The organism is Klebsiella sp. MISC125, assembly GCF_051131775.1.
Lineage (GTDB): Bacteria > Pseudomonadota > Gammaproteobacteria > Enterobacterales > Enterobacteriaceae > Klebsiella.
On the sequence record NZ_CP180448.1, the window covers coordinates 5,807,841 to 5,823,940 of the forward strand.

14 protein-coding genes and 1 riboswitch are annotated in these 16,100 nt (G+C 54.3%); of the genes, 6 read left to right on the forward strand and 8 right to left on the reverse strand.

The window, feature by feature from the left end:
- Nucleotides 1-62: 62 nt before the first annotated feature.
- The 5 genes from ubiA to malK all read right to left on the reverse strand — a co-directional run bounded on the left by ubiA (nucleotide 63) and on the right by malK (nucleotide 5,224).
- A complete protein-coding gene (gene ubiA, locus ACMYSL_RS27200) occupies nucleotides 63-932 on the reverse strand; it encodes a 4-hydroxybenzoate octaprenyltransferase (protein ID WP_181484034.1) in 870 nt (289 codons plus the stop codon).
- 12 nt (nucleotides 933-944) lie between these two features.
- The gene (ubiC, locus tag ACMYSL_RS27205; RefSeq protein WP_181484035.1) at nucleotides 945-1,442 is read right to left on the reverse strand and encodes a chorismate lyase; all 498 of its coding nucleotides are present in this window, start codon (nucleotides 1,440-1,442) and stop codon (nucleotides 945-947) included.
- Between the two features lie 188 nt (nucleotides 1,443-1,630).
- Entirely contained in the window at nucleotides 1,631-2,554 is a 924-nt protein-coding gene (malM, locus tag ACMYSL_RS27210; RefSeq protein WP_434660664.1) for a maltose operon protein MalM, read from the reverse strand.
- A 115-nt stretch (nucleotides 2,555-2,669) separates the two neighbouring features.
- Nucleotides 2,670-4,016 (reverse strand): maltoporin, encoded by a 1,347-nt coding sequence (locus ACMYSL_RS27215; RefSeq protein ID WP_304255108.1) that lies wholly within the window; start codon nucleotides 4,014-4,016, stop codon nucleotides 2,670-2,672.
- 98 nt (nucleotides 4,017-4,114) lie between these two features.
- Nucleotides 4,115-5,224 carry a maltose/maltodextrin ABC transporter ATP-binding protein MalK gene (gene malK, locus ACMYSL_RS27220; RefSeq protein ID WP_110277223.1) on the reverse strand — a complete coding sequence of 370 codons (1,110 nt, stop codon included), beginning with the start codon at nucleotides 5,222-5,224 and terminating at the stop codon, nucleotides 4,115-4,117.
- 369 nt (nucleotides 5,225-5,593) lie between these two features.
- Between malK and malE the strand changes: the two genes are divergently transcribed.
- From malE to malG, 3 genes are all read left to right on the forward strand, one after another.
- Nucleotides 5,594-6,784, forward strand: coding sequence for a maltose/maltodextrin ABC transporter substrate-binding protein MalE (gene malE, locus ACMYSL_RS27225; protein WP_110277224.1), 1,191 nt, complete (start codon nucleotides 5,594-5,596; stop codon nucleotides 6,782-6,784).
- A gap of 186 nt (nucleotides 6,785-6,970) precedes the next feature.
- Nucleotides 6,971-8,515 (forward strand): maltose ABC transporter permease MalF, encoded by a 1,545-nt coding sequence (gene malF, locus ACMYSL_RS27230; RefSeq protein WP_434660668.1) that lies wholly within the window; start codon nucleotides 6,971-6,973, stop codon nucleotides 8,513-8,515.
- Between the two features lie 156 nt (nucleotides 8,516-8,671).
- The gene (gene malG, locus ACMYSL_RS27235; RefSeq protein WP_004109572.1) at nucleotides 8,672-9,562 is read left to right on the forward strand and encodes a maltose ABC transporter permease MalG; all 891 of its coding nucleotides are present in this window, start codon (nucleotides 8,672-8,674) and stop codon (nucleotides 9,560-9,562) included.
- A gap of 190 nt (nucleotides 9,563-9,752) precedes the next feature.
- On the opposite strand, the gene psiE is transcribed toward malG, so the two are convergent.
- Nucleotides 9,753-10,163, reverse strand: coding sequence for a phosphate-starvation-inducible protein PsiE (gene psiE / locus ACMYSL_RS27240; RefSeq protein WP_110277227.1), 411 nt, complete (start codon nucleotides 10,161-10,163; stop codon nucleotides 9,753-9,755).
- 144 nt (nucleotides 10,164-10,307) lie between these two features.
- Between psiE and ACMYSL_RS27245 the strand changes: the two genes are divergently transcribed.
- Both ACMYSL_RS27245 and ACMYSL_RS27250 read left to right on the forward strand, forming a co-directional pair.
- Nucleotides 10,308-10,817 carry a GNAT family N-acetyltransferase gene (locus ACMYSL_RS27245; protein ID WP_434660670.1) on the forward strand — a complete coding sequence of 170 codons (510 nt, stop codon included), beginning with the start codon at nucleotides 10,308-10,310 and terminating at the stop codon, nucleotides 10,815-10,817.
- A gap of 8 nt (nucleotides 10,818-10,825) precedes the next feature.
- Nucleotides 10,826-11,284, forward strand: coding sequence for an acyltransferase (locus ACMYSL_RS27250; protein ID WP_434660672.1), 459 nt, complete (start codon nucleotides 10,826-10,828; stop codon nucleotides 11,282-11,284).
- A 117-nt stretch (nucleotides 11,285-11,401) separates the two neighbouring features.
- Here ACMYSL_RS27250 and pgi read toward each other — a convergent pair whose 3' ends face one another.
- A complete protein-coding gene (pgi, locus tag ACMYSL_RS27255) occupies nucleotides 11,402-13,051 on the reverse strand; it encodes a glucose-6-phosphate isomerase (protein ID WP_112215904.1) in 1,650 nt (549 codons plus the stop codon).
- A 353-nt stretch (nucleotides 13,052-13,404) separates the two neighbouring features.
- Nucleotides 13,405-13,638, forward strand: a riboswitch (Lysine riboswitch).
- A 180-nt stretch (nucleotides 13,639-13,818) separates the two neighbouring features.
- Between pgi and lysC the strand changes: the two genes are divergently transcribed.
- Entirely contained in the window at nucleotides 13,819-15,168 is a 1,350-nt protein-coding gene (gene lysC / locus ACMYSL_RS27260; RefSeq protein ID WP_112215905.1) for a lysine-sensitive aspartokinase 3, read from the forward strand.
- Nucleotides 15,169-15,310: 142 nt separating this feature from the next.
- On the opposite strand, the gene ACMYSL_RS27265 is transcribed toward lysC, so the two are convergent.
- Nucleotides 15,311-16,099: a nucleotidyltransferase domain-containing protein gene (locus tag ACMYSL_RS27265; RefSeq protein WP_434660674.1), complete on the reverse strand. Its 789-nt coding sequence runs from the start codon at nucleotides 16,097-16,099 to the stop codon at nucleotides 15,311-15,313.
- Nucleotide 16,100 lies beyond the last annotated feature (1 nt).

Below are 16,100 nucleotides of genomic sequence, written 5' to 3' on the forward strand. Positions count from 1 at the left end.
GAATAATGCGGTTTTGTAGCCCGGCTAAGGCGTTTACGCCGCAAGCCGGGTAAACCACAAAACTACTGCATATACCCCATCGCCAGGCCAAGAAACAGCACCAGCCCCACGTAGTTATTATTTAAAAACGCCTTAAAGCAGTCATCGCGTTCACGTTTAAATATCAGCTTCTGCTGCCAGACAAACAGCGCTGCGGCGATAAACAATGACCAGTAATACTCCCAGCCCAGACCGCTCAGCCAGCCCACTGCCGCCATCAGCGCCAGTACCGCCACCTGTAAAATCCCAATAATTAAACGGTCGTTGTCGCCAAACAGAATCGCCGTCGACTTAATGCCAATCTTCACGTCATCATCGCGGTCGACCATTGCATACTGGGTATCGTAGGCCACCGCCCACAGAATATTGGCGAGAAACATCAGCCAGCAGCTCAGCGGCAGAGATTCACTCACCGCAGAAAAGGCCATCGGAATCGACCAGCCGAACGCCGCGCCCAGCACCACTTGTGGCAGGTGGGTGTAGCGTTTCATAAACGGATAGACCCAGGCCAGCGCCAGCGCGGCAACCGACAGCAAAATGGTCATGGTGTTTAAGGTCAACACCAGCAGAAACGAGAACAGCACCAGCACAACAAACAGCGTTCGCGCCTCTTTTTCGGTAACGTCGCCGCTTGGCAGCGGGCGGCGGGCGGTGCGCTTAACGTGGCCGTCAAACTTACGATCTGCATAGTCATTCACTACGCAGCCGGCAGCGCGCATCAGCCAGACGCCCGCGACAAAAACGGCGAGGATCCACAGCGGGGGTATCCCCGGCGTTGCTACCCACAGCGCCCATAGCGTCGGCCACAGCAGCAGCAGCGCGCCGATCGGTTTGTCAGTCCGCATCAGGCGGTGAAACGCCAACAGCTTGTTCTGCGTCAGACTCCACTCCATTTTCTCTTCCTCTTAATACAACGGCGATGCAGGCAGAAACAATTCTGTCAGCAGCAGCGGTTTGCCACTCAGCCGGAGGCGGGAACGACGCCCCCAAAGCTCTGCATGACGACCGATTTCAATAAAATCACGGGTTAACGTAGACGACGTAAACAGATAGCGGCCCAGCGGCGTCTGCCCAAGCTGTTGCAGCGCCAATTCCGGACCATTGAGCGTCGACTCCGGCACGATAGTCCGGCCGGCCAGCCAGGGTTCGTCATCGGCACAAAGGATAATTTCCCGTAGCCAGTAGCGCGGTTCATCCGCGAGCAGGGTCTCTTCACCCGCCAGCGCTTCGCGTCCAACAAAACCTTCGTTCACCATGATGACGCTGATTTTTTTCCCTTGTTGCTCAAAACGTTTGGTCATTGAGTCTTCAAGCAATAACCAATCGCGCAGATGTGCGTCCAGCGGGGGCTGAGTGGCAAAATAACGCAGCGCACGCAGTTGCGTCAGCGCAGGATGTGACATGCCTGATTCTCCGGAACATAACGAGAAACTATTGTATCGCAGAATGGGGCGGTGGGGGCGGGCAAACGTCAATATACGATCATCCGCGCAACAGCCATGCAACAGCGGCTATCGCGCGATAAAAAAAGGTGCGGCCAGGCGGACGCACCTAAAGGCTGTGCCTAAACATCAGCATTGTGGGGAGACGATCACCCCTTGCCTTTTACACTGCTGATAAAGGTGGAACGAGCAGATTTCGAGCCAAGACGTTCAGCTTCGTTCATCAATTTCAGAGCCTTGTCGATATCGCCTTTCGCGACAGCCTGCTTGATACCGTTGTTGAAGTAGGTTTCGGTGTCATCAAGCATCGGCTCACTTTTCGCCGCCGGAGCTGGGGCGGCTACCGGTGCAGCAACAGGCGCCGCCGTATTACCGACGGTTACAGGGCCAGGGCCGGAAGAGCCAAACAGCGGGCCGACCAGCACGCTAGAGCCGCTATTGGTTTTCACTTTTAGCTTCAGCACGCCATCAGTGGTGTGCCTGGCAATCGGGTCTGGAATATCCGGGATCGCGTTGCCAATACCTTTGGCATAAGCTTTTGCCGGGTCCAACAGCTTGGTGGTCTGCTGGAGATCTTGTTCAGTGGTAAAGACCAGGACGTACAGTTTTTGCTGCCCCAGCGCTGGCGTCAGACGCATAACACCTTCCAGACGGTCAGCGCTCATGACGCCCGGTTCCTGGTAGGTAAAGTAGCTGCTTGGGAAGTAGGCAGAAGGTGTCATATTCTGATCAAGAATCAACACATTCGGCGCAAAGACAGTAGTTTGTTTGTTCACTTCGCTGGTGAGCGTCAGCGTCAGTTCGCCAATGTTAGCCGGTACGCTGTAAGCAACAACTTTACCGGTGATACCTGGAACATTCAGCGTTTGTCCGCCCACGGCAATCTGCGTGGACTGGACTTTAGATTGGTCGACCGGCGTCCAGGTCAACTGCTGCAGGGACGACATCGGGATGGTTGGCGCGGCGCTGGTGTTTTGCGGCACATAGTTTACGTCAGCAAGGCTGATACCCGGGACGCTCGCCATTAATCCAGCGGTTAAGCACAGAGCAACGAGACTTTTTTTCATTTTCATTATGATAACCTCAGAAATCGCCGATCTAGCGGTGGCCAGGCAATAGCGCGCTAAACCTTATGAAATAGAGGGGCTTGCGCCCCTCATCAGATTATTACTTTAGGTTAGCGCTGCATTACCACCAGATTTCCATCTGCGCACCGAAGGAGAACTCATCGCTGTCGCCGCGGCTGGTGTTGGACGTTCTGGAGTTGCTTGAAACGGCATAACGAGTTGCATCGCCGTTGCTGTTTTTCGCGTAGCCCCAGTTTTCATCCCATTTCGCATAAGTTGCGAACACACGGATAGCTGGACGAGACCAGATGCTGTCGCCCGCCTGCCATTGTTGTGCCAGGGTGATTTTGTACTGGCTGTTACGATCGCCAGTCTGCTGAGATTTCACGTTGTCGTAGCCAACTTCCAGCAGGGTGCTCATGATTGGCGTCCATTTGTACATTGGACGGATACCCACGGTATACCATTCGGTTCCCAGGTCGTTATCCATGTCGATATTCTGGTACATACCAACGTACATCAGGTCCCAATCGTCACCCAGAGAGATTGCACCGTGGTCTAATACGCGCACCAGGCTACCGTTGTTATTTACAACATTGTTGGCATATCTCACGCCATCAATGGTCACGCTAGAAGAACCGAAGGAACCCTGGGACAGGCCTTTACCCTGTGTGGTCATGGAGTCAGTGGCGTACTGAACAACAAACTTGTTGTAGCCTTTCAGCATGCTCTGAGTATGTTCAGCGGTGAACATCCAGCCATCTTTAGAGGCACCGTTTGCCAGGCTGTAATCATCGGTGGTATTTGCACGACCGTAGTCAACACCCAGTTCCAGCATGCCGTCTGGGTTGATAGCCATCTGCGCTAAACGCACGTCAAAGACGTCGTTCGCAGTATCTTTGGTTTTGTCATAAATATTCTGGCTGCTGAAAGCATAAGAACCACCCGCTTCCTGAGAACGAGTTGCTGCCAGAGACAGTTTACCGAAGCCCAGGTCTACGTTTTCGATACCGGCACCAGGACCAGAGATATCCCAGTAGTAGAAGTCGATCATGTGAACGTCATGACGCTGGTAGAAGCGCTTACCGGCCCAGATGGTGGAGCCTGGCAGCCAGTCAATCAGGTTTTTACCCTGGACGTTCGCTTCACGGAACGCAGGGTCGGTACCTTCCCAGTCGTTCTGCTGTGCTACGGAGTAGGCCACGTTGGTGTCGAAGTAGAAGCTCTTATCGCCCTCTTTCCACACTTCCTGACCCAGCTTCAGTTCTGCATAAGTCTCACATTCGTTACCAAGACGGTATTTGCTTTGAGCACCCGTTGCCTGGAAACATTGTTGTTCGCCACCGCTACCGGTCCAGCCGATACCAGAACGAGCATAGCCATGGAAATCAACGGCCAGCGCCTGAGCAGACATAACGCCTGCTGCAACGGCGATCGCCAGTGGAAGTTTGCGCAGAGTAATCATCATTCTATCTCCTGAGATCATTGCTTTTCTTTGAACGCTTCGCCTGTTGTTGCGCCTGTTTTTCGGCGCTCCAGGGTGCACGTTTTTTTTAATGGGAAGCCTTACACGCCCGGCTCTTTATGCAGCCGACGACAAGCGGTGCCATCCTCACGGAATAAATGGCAACGCTCCGGCGGCAAGCCGATGGCGAATGTGGCTCCCTCTTCGACCAGCACCACGTCGTTCTGGCGGTAAACCAGGTTTTGACGGATGGCGGGGATCTGGATATGAATTTGTGTTTCGTTACCAAGCTGTTCCACCACCTGAATCACGCCTTCGAGGGTGACGTCAGCGATATCGCTGGGCAGCAGATGTTCCGGGCGAATCCCTAAGGACATATTCGCGCCGACCTGAACGCGGGCGCTGTCCACCGGCAGCCAGATTTGCTGGCGGTTAGGCAGTTCCACCTGAACCTGTTCAATGGCGGTAGCGGTGACTTTAACCGGCAGGAAGTTCATCTTCGGCGAGCCAATAAAGCCCGCGACGAAGCGATCCGCCGGGTAGTGATAAAGCTCAAGCGGTTTCCCGACCTGCGCGACGCGACCGGCATCCAGTACCACGATTTTGTCAGCGAGGGTCATCGCCTCGACCTGATCGTGGGTCACGTAAATCATCGTGCGCCCAAGGCGCTTATGCAGACGGGAAATCTCGATACGCATCTGTACGCGCAGCGCGGCATCAAGGTTAGAGAGAGGTTCATCAAGCAGGAAAACGCGCGGTTCGGCCACCAGGGTACGGCCAATCGCCACACGCTGACGCTGACCGCCGGAAAGCGCTTTTGGTTTACGCTCCAGCAGATGAGCCAGTTGCAGGACTTCTGCTACCTGGGTGACGCGTTGATTAATCAGGTCTTTTTTGGCACCGGCCAGCTTCAGGCCGAAAGACATGTTTTCCGCGACGGAAAGGTGGGGGTAAAGCGCATAAGACTGAAACACCATCCCGATACCACGTTCGGCGGGCGGGACATCGTTCATTCGGGTATCGCCAATCATAAGATCGCCGCTGGTCACCGTTTCCAGCCCGGCAATCATACGCAGCAGGGTGGATTTGCCGCAGCCCGATGGGCCAACAAACACGACGAACTCCCCATCCTGGATCTCGAGATTGATATCTTTCGATACCACCACGTCGCCCCAGGCTTTCGTTACATTTCGCAGCTGTACGCTCGCCATGCCCTTCTCCCTTCGTTACAACCAGTCACTTAACGACACATTCAAGATGGGCTGACTATGCGGTATTCATAAATCTGGTAAATCCTCCACCCCCGGCTTTTTTATGGGGGAGGAGACGGGAGGATGAGAGATGACGTCTCGCCTCCGGGGGGGACGGGCTGATACCGATTTCGTGATGTAGGCGACAAAAATGGCCTCGTTTTTATGTGCTCCAGGGCTCATAACCGGCGATTCTGCAATGGAGATCACACAAACGATGGGTGGGGCGTAGACATAGGGAGGATGGAAAGAGGTTGTTAAAAAAGGAAACTCATCACCGTTAAGCCATCCAAGTGTATCCACGAGCACATCACCAAATAGGACGGGTATATGAAAATCAAAACTGGCGCTCGCATCCTCGCGCTGTCTGCATTGACCACGATGATGTTTTCCGCCTCTGCCCTCGCGAAAATAGAAGAAGGTAAGCTGGTTATCTGGATTAACGGCGACAAAGGCTACAACGGCCTCGCTGAAGTCGGTAAAAAGTTCGAAAAAGACACTGGCATTAAAGTTTCCATCGAACACCCTGACAAGCTGGAAGAGAAATTCCCGCAGGTTGCTGCAACCGGCGACGGCCCGGACATCATCTTCTGGGCCCATGACCGTTTCGGCGGCTATGCCCAATCTGGCCTGCTGGCAGAAATCACCCCGGACAAAGCCTTCCAGGACAAACTGTATCCATTCACCTGGGACGCCGTACGCTATAACGGCAAACTGATTGCCTACCCGGTCGCGGTAGAAGCGCTGTCGCTGATTTACAACAAAGACCTGGTACCAAACCCGCCGAAAACCTGGGAAGAGATCCCTGCGCTGGATAAAGAACTGAAAGCGAAAGGTAAGAGCGCGCTGATGTTTAACCTGCAAGAACCGTACTTCACTTGGCCGCTGATTGCTGCCGACGGCGGTTACGCGTTCAAGTTTGAAAACGGCAAATATGACGTGAAAAACGTTGGCGTTGATAGCGCTGGCGCGAAAGCAGGCCTGACCTTCCTGGTCGACCTTATCAAAAACAAACACATGAACGCCGACACCGACTACTCCATCGCTGAAGCGGCATTCAACAAAGGCGATACCGCGATGACCATCAACGGTCCGTGGGCATGGTCTAACATTGATAAGAGCAAGGTTAACTACGGCGTTACCCTGCTGCCAACCTTTAAAGGCAACGCGTCCAAACCGTTCGTTGGTGTTCTGAGCGCCGGTATTAACGCCGCCAGCCCGAACAAAGAACTGGCGAAAGAGTTCCTCGAAAACTACCTGATGACCGACCAGGGTCTGGATGAAGTGAACAAGGACAAACCGCTGGGTGCCGTTGCGCTGAAATCCTTCCAGGAGAAACTGGAAAAAGATCCGCGTATCGCCGCCACCATGGCGAACGCCCAGAAAGGCGAAATCATGCCGAACATCCCACAGATGTCCGCTTTCTGGTATGCCGTACGTACCGCGGTTATCAACGCAGCTAGCGGTCGTCAGACCGTCGATGCCGCGCTGAAAGATGCACAGGCTCGTATCACCAAGTAATACAGTTTCCCTTATTTCTTAGGAAGTAAGGTTTATTGAATACGTTGTTACACGAAATCATTCGCGCTACATCGAGGCGGCAAGGATGCAAATCCCCAGGAGCTTACATCGGTAAGTGACTGGGGTGCGCATCCGCAGCCAACAAAGAGGTAGCGAGAAGGATAAAGTGTAAAGAGGATGATCCCCATGGATGTCGTGAAAAAGAAACACTGGTGGCAAAGCCCGCAGCTCACATGGTCTGTGATCGGCTTGCTGTGCCTGCTGGTGGGTTACCTTGTTGTTTTGATGTACGCCCAGGGGGAGTACCTGTTTGCCATCATGACGCTGATTTTAAGCTCGGTTGGCCTGTATATTTTTTCCAATCGCAAGGCCTATGCCTGGCGCTATGTTTATCCGGGTGTTGCCGGGATGGGACTGTTCGTTCTGTTCCCGTTGATCTGCACCATCGCTATCGCTTTTACCAACTACAGCAGCACCAACCAGCTGACCTTCGAACGCGCTCAGCAAGTGCTGATGGACCGCTCTTTCCAGGCGGGTAAATCCTACAACTTCGCACTCTATCCCGCTGGAGATGAGTGGAAGCTGGCGCTGACCGACGGCGACAGCGGCAAAAACTACCTTTCCGATGCGTTTAAATTCGGCGGCGAGCAGAAGCTGGCCCTTAAAGAAGCCGATGCGCTGCCGGAAGGTGAACGCGCTAACCTGCGTGTCATTACGCAAAACCGTACCGCCCTGAACCAGCTGACCGCGATACTGCCCGACGAAAGCAAAGTCATCATGAGTTCGCTACGTCAATTCTCCGGCACCCAACCGCTGTATGCGCTGGCGGATGACGGCATGCTGACCAACAACCAGAGCGGCGTGAAGTATCGTCCGAATGCTGATGTTGGCTTCTACCAGGCCGTTAACGCCGATGGCAGCTGGGGCAGCGAAAAGCTGAGCCCAGGCTATACGGTGACCATCGGCTGGGATAACTTCACCCGCGTGTTCCAGGACGAAGGTATTCAGAAACCGTTCTTCGCAATCTTCGTCTGGACGGTAGTATTCTCCATCCTGACCGTCATTCTGACCGTCGCGGTAGGGATGATTCTCGCCTGCCTCGTGCAGTGGGAAGCCCTAAAAGGCAAAGCGATTTACCGCGTACTGCTGATTCTGCCTTACGCCGTACCGTCGTTTATCTCGATTCTGATTTTCAAAGGGTTGTTCAACCAGAGCTTTGGTGAGATCAACATGATGCTCAGCGCGCTGTTCGGCATTAAACCGGCCTGGTTTAGCGACCCGATTACCGCACGTACCATGATCATCATCGTCAACACCTGGCTCGGCTATCCGTACATGATGATTCTGTGCATGGGCCTGCTGAAAGCGATTCCTGACGACCTGTATGAAGCCTCGGCAATGGACGGCGCAACCCCGTTCCAGAACTTCTTTAAGATTACGCTGCCGCTGCTGATCAAGCCGCTAACGCCGCTGATGATCGCCAGTTTCGCGTTTAACTTTAACAACTTCGTGCTGATTCAGCTGTTGACCAACGGCGGGCCGGACCGACTCGGCACCACCACGCCAGCGGGCTATACAGACCTGTTGGTGAGCTATACCTACCGTATCGCCTTCGAAGGCGGCGGCGGCCAGGACTTCGGCCTCGCGGCGGCTATCGCTACGCTGATCTTCCTGTTAGTAGGCGCGCTGGCGATTATTAACCTGAAAGCCACACGTATGAAGTTCGATTAATTGGAATAACCAGGCGTCATTGGCGCGGGCAGTTTGAGCTCGGCCAGCGCGGAAGAACCGGAGCGTACACGTAGTACGTGAGGATTCTGAGCACTGCCCGAGTTCAAAATGGCAAGCAAAATAGCCTGGAGCGGTATCAAGGGGAGTAAAAATATTATGGCTATGGTTCAACCCAAATCTCAGAAGCTGCGTCTACTGACGACGCATCTCCTGCTACTGATTTTTATCGCGGCGATTATGTTCCCGCTGCTGATGGTCATCGCTATCTCTCTGCGCGAAGGTAACTTCGCTACCGGTAGCCTGATCCCTGAAAGTATCTCCTGGGAGCACTGGCGGCTGGCGTTAGGCTTTAGCGTTGAACACGCTGACGGTCGCGTCACGCCGCCCCCCTTCCCGGTCCTGCTGTGGCTGTGGAACTCCATCAAGGTGGCGGGCATTACCGCGATTGGTATCGTCGCGCTCTCTACCACCTGTGCTTACGCTTTTGCCCGTATGCGTTTCCCGGGTAAAGCCACGCTGCTCAAAGGGATGCTGATTTTCCAGATGTTCCCGGCGGTTCTGTCGCTGGTTGCTCTGTATGCCTTGTTTGATCGCCTCGGCCAGTACGTGCCGTTTGTCGGCCTGAATACCCACGGCGGCGTAATCTTCGCCTACATGGGCGGTATCGCGCTGCACGTCTGGACGATTAAAGGGTATTTCGAAACCATTGACGGCTCGCTGGAAGAAGCAGCGGCGCTGGATGGCGCGACCCCGTGGCAGGCTTTCCGCCTGGTGCTGCTCCCGCTGTCGGTGCCGATTCTGGCGGTAGTGTTTATTCTGTCGTTCATCGCCGCGATTACCGAAGTGCCTGTAGCCTCGCTACTGCTGCGCGATGTGAACAGCTACACCCTGGCGGTCGGAATGCAGCAGTATCTCAACCCGCAGAACTATCTGTGGGGCGACTTTGCCGCTGCGGCGGTACTCTCCGCTATCCCGATTACTGTGGTGTTCCTGCTGGCCCAGCGCTGGTTGGTTAACGGCCTGACGGCAGGCGGAGTGAAAGGTTAAGTTTTTGTAACACCCGCCCCAAATTTCAGAGGAGGGATGACGATTTAGCGGCAATGCACGACCCCAACCGGGTATTGCCGCTGTCACCCTCAGCTGAAAAAGTAAGGCAAATGCCACTGCTATCCTCAACTGGACCCTACATAAATTATATTTGTGACTGTTGGTCAGCGGCCCTGGAGGCCGCTTTTTTTTATTCGCGTTTCAGGCGGTTGGAGTTACACAGCCAGAGCGTAATCACCAGAATCAGGATCGCGGCGGAGTAAATCAGCACCGCCATCGGCGAGTCATGATCGATAATAATCAGGCGTACGATAGCGGTAATGCCGATATAGACAAAATAGCGTAGCGGGAAGTGAAATCCCGATTCGAAGTACTTCACAATCAGCGCAATAAACTCAAAATAGAGGAAGTAAACCACCAGCCCTTCCACCAGCTTGTACTTGCTGACTGGCTCCGGGGTAAACAGCACGTGCGCCAGATGCAGTGTCTCCTTGCCCAGAAAAACAATCAGAATAATCCCCAGGCACAGCAGGCCGAGGTTCAAAACGGTTTGCATTGCGGTTGCGATAAAACTCACCAACGGACGATAAACCGGCGGCATAGATACACCTCATAATCATCATTATTTGTGACCTGTATAACGCAAAAGTGTGATCCAGATCGACATTATTCGTTAACTTTTTGCCACCGGCGGCGTAGATGTAACAATCACTTGCCACACTGACAGGTTAAAAAGGAAACAACCATGTTCAAAATTCGTATTGCAGGGCCAGAAGATGCAGCCTTGCTCAACGAAATGGGTAATGCCAGCTACCGCCACCACTTTGCTCACCTCTGGCATAACGCCGACGAGATGGAACTCTACCTGCGGCAAGAGTATTCCATGGCCTCTCTGGAACGCAGCCTGGCCGATACGCAGTGCTGCTGGTTAATTGCTGAAGCCACGCACCCGATTGGCTTTGCTAAATACGCCTGCCGCCAGGATATCAACCCCGATGGCCCGTCCGGCACGCTACTGCATAAGCTCTACCTGCTGCCTGACGCAACGGGGCATCGCTACGGCGAGCAGTTTTTTAACGCCATTGAGACGCGAGCAAAAGAGGCCGGTGAAAGCTGGCTATGGCTGGAAGTGCTCGACGCCAATACTCGCGCCCGTCGTTTCTATGAGCGTCAGGGGATGCAGCACGTGAAAGACGTTGAATTTCATTCCGCCACCCAACAAAGCACATTACATATTCTGGCCAAACAGATCTGAGAGGCAGCATGCATACGCTTCGAGAAACTGCTATTCGCAACGTCACCAGCGGCGAGAACGTGGTGATTTACCAGCCCGCCAACCTCTACGACTGCACGCTTGGCGATAATGTCTTCGTCGGGCCGTTCGTTGAAATTCAGGGCTATACCCGTATCGGCAACAACAGCAAAATTCAATCCCATACCTTTATTTGCGAGTACGTCACCATCGGCGAGCGTTGTTTTATCGGCCACGGGGTGATGTTCGCCAACGATATGTTCCGCGACGGCAAGCCCAACGCAGACCGCGAAAGCTGGGGGAGAATTGTGATTGGCAGCGATGTGTCGATTGGCAGCGGCGCGACTATCCTGGCGGTCAGCATCTGCGATGGCGCGGTGATCGGCGCAGGCAGCGTGGTGACGAAGTCGATTACCGAGAAAGGCGTGTGGGCGGGAAACCCGGCGAAGCTGTTGCGGCGGTTAGAATAAAAAATGCCGACCACGTGGGTCGGCATTGTGCTCGCATTTTTGCCGGGCGGCGGCTAACGCCTTGCACGGCCTACAAAACAATCTACCATCCGCAGGCCCGCTCAGACGTCAGTCTAATTATGCACGCCAGGATTTATAGCGGTTAATCAGACCGTTGGTAGAACTGTCGTGGCTGCTCACTTCGCTGCCATCTTTCAGTTCCGGCAGGATGCGGTTAGCCAGCTGTTTGCCCAGCTCAACGCCCCACTGGTCGAAGGTGAAGATGTTCATAATCACACCCTGAGTGAAGATCTTGTGTTCATACAGGGCAATCAGCGCGCCCAGGCTGAACGGAGTGATTTCACGCAGCAGGATGGAGTTGGTCGGACGGTTACCTTCGAACACTTTAAACGGCACCACGTGGTCCAGGGTCGCCGGGTCTTTACCCTGATCGCGATATTCCTGCTCAACCACTTCGCGGGATTTACCAAACGCCAGCGCTTCAGTCTGTGCGAAGAAGTTAGACAGCAGCTTCGGATGGTGATCGGACAACGGGTTGTGGGTAACCGCCGGGGCGATAAAGTCGCAAGGCACCATTTTGGTCCCCTGGTGAATCAGCTGGTAGAACGCATGCTGACCGTTAGTACCCGGCTCGCCCCAGATGATTGGGCCAGTCTGGTAATCCACGGCGTTGCCGTTACGGTCAACGTATTTGCCGTTAGATTCCATATTGCCCTGCTGGAAGTAAGCGGCAAAGCGGTGCATATACTGGTCGTACGGCAGAATCGCTTCGGTTTCAGCACCGAAGAAATTGTTGTACCAGATACCAATCAGCGCCAGCAGCACCGGCAGGTTTTTCTCCGGCGCGGTAGTGGAGAAGTGTTTGTCCATCGCATGCGCGCCGGACAGCAGCTCAACAAAGTTGTCGAAGCCGACGGACAGGATGATCGACAGGCCGATGGCTGACCACAGTGAGTAACGACCGCCGACCCAGTCCCAGAATTCGAACATGTTGGCGGTGTCGATACCGAATTCGCCGACTGCTTTACCGTTGGTCGAGAGCGCGGCAAAGTGTTTCGCCACGTGCTTCTCATCGCCAGCGGTCGCCAGGAACCAATCGCGCGCGCTGTGGGCGTTGGTCATGGTTTCCTGAGTGGTAAAGGTTTTAGAAGCGACCAGGAACAGGGTGGTTTCCGGGTTCACGCCTTTCAGCACTTCGGCGATGTGGGTGCCATCGACGTTAGACACAAAGTGCATATTCAGATGATTTTTGTACGGGCGCAGCGCTTCGGTCACCATGAACGGGCCAAGGTCGGAGCCGCCGATACCGATGTTAACCACGTCGGTAATCGCTTTGCCGGTATAGCCTTTCCAGTTACCGGAGATAATGGCTTCAGAGAAGGATTTCATCTTCTCAAGCACCGCGTTCACTTCCGGCATCACATCTTTGCCATCAACCACAATCGGAGTATTGCTACGGTTACGCAGCGCAACGTGCAGTACCGCACGATCTTCAGTACGGTTAATCTTTTCGCCGGAGAACATGGACTTAATGGCGTCTGCCAGGAAGGTCTCTTTGGCCAGATCCTGCAGTTTTGCCAACGTTTCTTCGGTGATGCGGTTTTTGGAGAAATCCACCAGCATCAGATCGTCGAACGTTGCGGAAAACTTAGTGAAACGGTCGCTATCTTTCGCGAACAGGTCCGCGATGGTAACGTCTTTCATTTCATCAAAGTGTTTTTGTAGTGCCTGCCAGGCAGATGTCTGCGTTGGATTGATGTTTTTCATTAGCAATACTCTTCTGATTTGAGAATTGTGACTGCGGTCGATTGTAGCGCCGGTGGCGGAAAATTGTGATGATTTTTGTGTTATGCCGATGATACGTGTCAGAAATAGGGGCAATTTGGGGCAAAACGTCCCTGATAGTATAGCCATCATAAGGCTTTTTTCTTTCAGCCACTCGTGTATGAAAAATCCGCATAACCCTGACGTTGACATACTTCGCCTGAAGCCTTTATATAACGGCAATACCTATACATTCACGTAGGTATATTGCTCGCGCATTTCACGCTACAGCGAAAGGGTATTGCAGGGGGGTATAATGACCCGCGTCCCCCCAGGCAAAGTGAAAGACGTCGGTAATTGCCAGAAGAGGTGCGTTGCCCAGGTAACCGTATTGGAGGAGCCAGTCCGGGGAAAATACGTGAGGGGGAGCAGCGCCGAGGTGAATAAGCGTCTGGTTACGCTCATCACCGGCCACAGAGGCTGAATCCTCTGGGCTGTCACCAGAAACGTTCGCAGTCGGGCGTTTCATACTCGCCAAATGGTGCAATGCATCAGGAAGCGGGTCTACAAGGTGGAGCACTTCTGGGTGACATCGTAGTTTGTTTATCGCTCTGCGCCCACCCTGTTTTTCGCTCTTCCCTTGTGCCATGGCTGAATAATTTGGCCTGGCTTATTAAGACATTTTATTGCAATCCGGATGCGTCCAGCCTTACCAGGATTGGTTGTCAGGAATCGTTTTAATAAGTCAGGCCCCCTGACACGAGGTTGTTATGACAGACTTAGTTATCGCCAAATTTGGCGGCACCAGCGTTGCCGATTTTGATGCCATGAACCGCAGCGTAGACGTCGCGCTGCTGGATGCCAATACCCGCGTGGTCGTGCTTTCCGCTTCTGCGGGCGTGACTAATCTGCTGGTTGCTCTGGCGGATGGGCTGGAACCTGGCGAACGCTTCGAGAAACTCGATGCCATGCGCCAGATCCAGTTCAATATCCTGGAGCGCCTGCGCTATCCGAACGTGATTCGCGACGAGATTGAGCGCCTGCTGGAAAATATTACCGCTCTGGCAGAAGCCGCATCGCTGGCGAGCTCAACCGCATTGACTGATGAACTGGTCAGTCACGGTGAGCTGATGTCCACCCTACTGTTTGTCGAGATCCTGCGCGAGCGTGGTATCGCCGCCCAGTGGTTTGACGTGCGTAAAATTATGCGCACCAACGATCGCTTTGGCCGCGCGGAACCGGATATCGCCGCACTTTCTGAACTCACCCAACAGTTACTGGCTCCGCGCCTTGCAGAAGGCCTGGTGATCACTCAGGGCTTTATTGGTAGCGAAGCCAAAGGCCGCACCACCACGCTCGGTCGCGGCGGCAGCGATTACACCGCCGCTTTGCTGGGCGAAGCGCTGCATGCGACTCGCGTTGATATCTGGACCGATGTTCCCGGCATCTATACCACCGACCCACGCGTTGCTCCGGCGGCCAAACGTATTGACGTCATCGCCTTTGAAGAAGCGGCGGAAATGGCGACGTTTGGCGCGAAAGTCCTGCATCCGGCAACCCTGCTTCCCGCCGTGCGTAGCGAGATTCCGGTATTTGTTGGCTCCAGCAAAGAGCCGAAAGCGGGCGGTACGCTGGTATGCAACACGACCGAAAATCCACCGTTGTTCCGCGCGCTGGCGCTGCGCCGCAAGCAGACTCTGCTGACCCTGCACAGCCTGAATATGCTGCACTCTCGCGGTTTTCTCGCCGAAGTGTTCGGCATCCTGGCGCGACATAATATCTCCGTGGATCTCATCACCACTTCAGAAGTGAGCGTGGCGCTGACCATGGACACCACCGGTTCCACTTCCGCAGGCGACACCTTGTTAACCCAGGCGCTGCTGACCGAGTTGTCTTCCCTGTGCCGCGTAGAGGTCGAGCAGGATCTGGCGCTGGTCGCGCTAATTGGCAATGATTTGTCGAAAGCGTGCGGCGTCGGTAAAGAGGTGTTTGGCGTACTGGAGCCGTTCAATATTCGTATGATTTGTTACGGCGCATCCAGCCATAACCTGTGTTTCCTCGTACCTGGCGCGGATGCCGAGAAAGTGGTGCAGAAGCTACATCATAATCTGTTCGAGTAATTGCCAAATAAAATGGCCCGCAGTCCATCTTGCCGGGCCACTTCAGACTGCTGACAACGTGCGCCTCTCTGGAATTGCCTTGCAGATAATGCGGGCACAATAACCCCAACAGGTTCACCATCCGTGTCAAACGTCCCAACTTTTAGTTCCCCATCACCGTGGTCATCAGCAGTTTGTCCAGCTCTCTGGCATCGCCCGTCCGACTATCCGGCAGCATCGGCGGAACCTCACCTCTTGCCAGTTCTGACTGAATAAACGCATGCAACAGTGGGCGACGCGGGCCATACTCTGCCTCTCCTGCTCGCTGTTTACGCTCCAGCAGCTCGTCTATTTCCTGACGTAACCCCGCTTCCAGTTCGCTCCCCGCCAGCAATTCAGCAAAACGCATCGGCGGCACGCCTTTTCCCGCCTCAACCCAGCGAACGGCCAGCAAGGGACGCAGCACGTAGAAGTACTTTTTCAATCGCACATCATCACCTTGCAGATAACCGCGAAAGTTTTTCCGCGCCATCGAGTAGTAGTGCCAGCGCGCGCGGGCCGGGGAAAACCATTGCGGAACCAGCGTCTTAAGCGCTGATATCGTCGCCGCATCTTGTTGATAAACTACCGGCGAATCCAGCCACTCGATAAGCGTCGGGTTAGCCCCTTTCAGCAAGCCCAGCGCCTTACGCCACTCCCAGCCGCAAACGTCCAGCTCATCGTCTATCGGCAATTCGATCACATCTCTCGGTACCTCTACTCGCAGATACCATTCCGGTGGATGCACATAGAGAAATCGCACGTCATAATCGCTATCCGGCGAGGCAAAGCCCCAGCCCCGACTGCCGGACTCGCAGGCGTAGAGCACCTTGACGCCATAGCGTTGCTCCACCGCTTCCAGTTGCCGCTGCACCCGCTGGCGCATGGCGGCATCTACTCCGTTACACGTCATT

What these genes read in the sequence shown, in the direction of transcription:
- ubiA (WP_181484034.1), bottom strand. Translation starts at nt 932, where the DNA reads ATGGAGTGGAGTCTGACGCAGAACAAGCTGTTGGCGTTTCACCGCCTG.
- ubiC (WP_181484035.1), bottom strand. Translation starts at nt 1,442, where the DNA reads ATGTCACATCCTGCGCTGACGCAACTGCGTGCGCTGCGTTATTTTGCC.
- malM (WP_434660664.1), bottom strand. Translation starts at nt 2,554, where the DNA reads ATGAAAATGAAAAAAAGTCTCGTTGCTCTGTGCTTAACCGCTGGATTA.
- ACMYSL_RS27215 (WP_304255108.1), bottom strand. Translation starts at nt 4,016, where the DNA reads ATGATGATTACTCTGCGCAAACTTCCACTGGCGATCGCCGTTGCAGCA.
- malK (WP_110277223.1), bottom strand. Translation starts at nt 5,224, where the DNA reads ATGGCGAGCGTACAGCTGCGAAATGTAACGAAAGCCTGGGGCGACGTG.
- malE (WP_110277224.1), top strand. Translation starts at nt 5,594, where the DNA reads ATGAAAATCAAAACTGGCGCTCGCATCCTCGCGCTGTCTGCATTGACC.
- malF (WP_434660668.1), top strand. Translation starts at nt 6,971, where the DNA reads ATGGATGTCGTGAAAAAGAAACACTGGTGGCAAAGCCCGCAGCTCACA.
- malG (WP_004109572.1), top strand. Translation starts at nt 8,672, where the DNA reads ATGGCTATGGTTCAACCCAAATCTCAGAAGCTGCGTCTACTGACGACG.
- psiE (WP_110277227.1), bottom strand. Translation starts at nt 10,163, where the DNA reads ATGCCGCCGGTTTATCGTCCGTTGGTGAGTTTTATCGCAACCGCAATG.
- ACMYSL_RS27245 (WP_434660670.1), top strand. Translation starts at nt 10,308, where the DNA reads ATGTTCAAAATTCGTATTGCAGGGCCAGAAGATGCAGCCTTGCTCAAC.
- ACMYSL_RS27250 (WP_434660672.1), top strand. Translation starts at nt 10,826, where the DNA reads ATGCATACGCTTCGAGAAACTGCTATTCGCAACGTCACCAGCGGCGAG.
- pgi (WP_112215904.1), bottom strand. Translation starts at nt 13,051, where the DNA reads ATGAAAAACATCAATCCAACGCAGACATCTGCCTGGCAGGCACTACAA.
- lysC (WP_112215905.1), top strand. Translation starts at nt 13,819, where the DNA reads ATGACAGACTTAGTTATCGCCAAATTTGGCGGCACCAGCGTTGCCGAT.
- ACMYSL_RS27265 (WP_434660674.1), bottom strand. Translation starts at nt 16,099, where the DNA reads ATGACGTGTAACGGAGTAGATGCCGCCATGCGCCAGCGGGTGCAGCGG.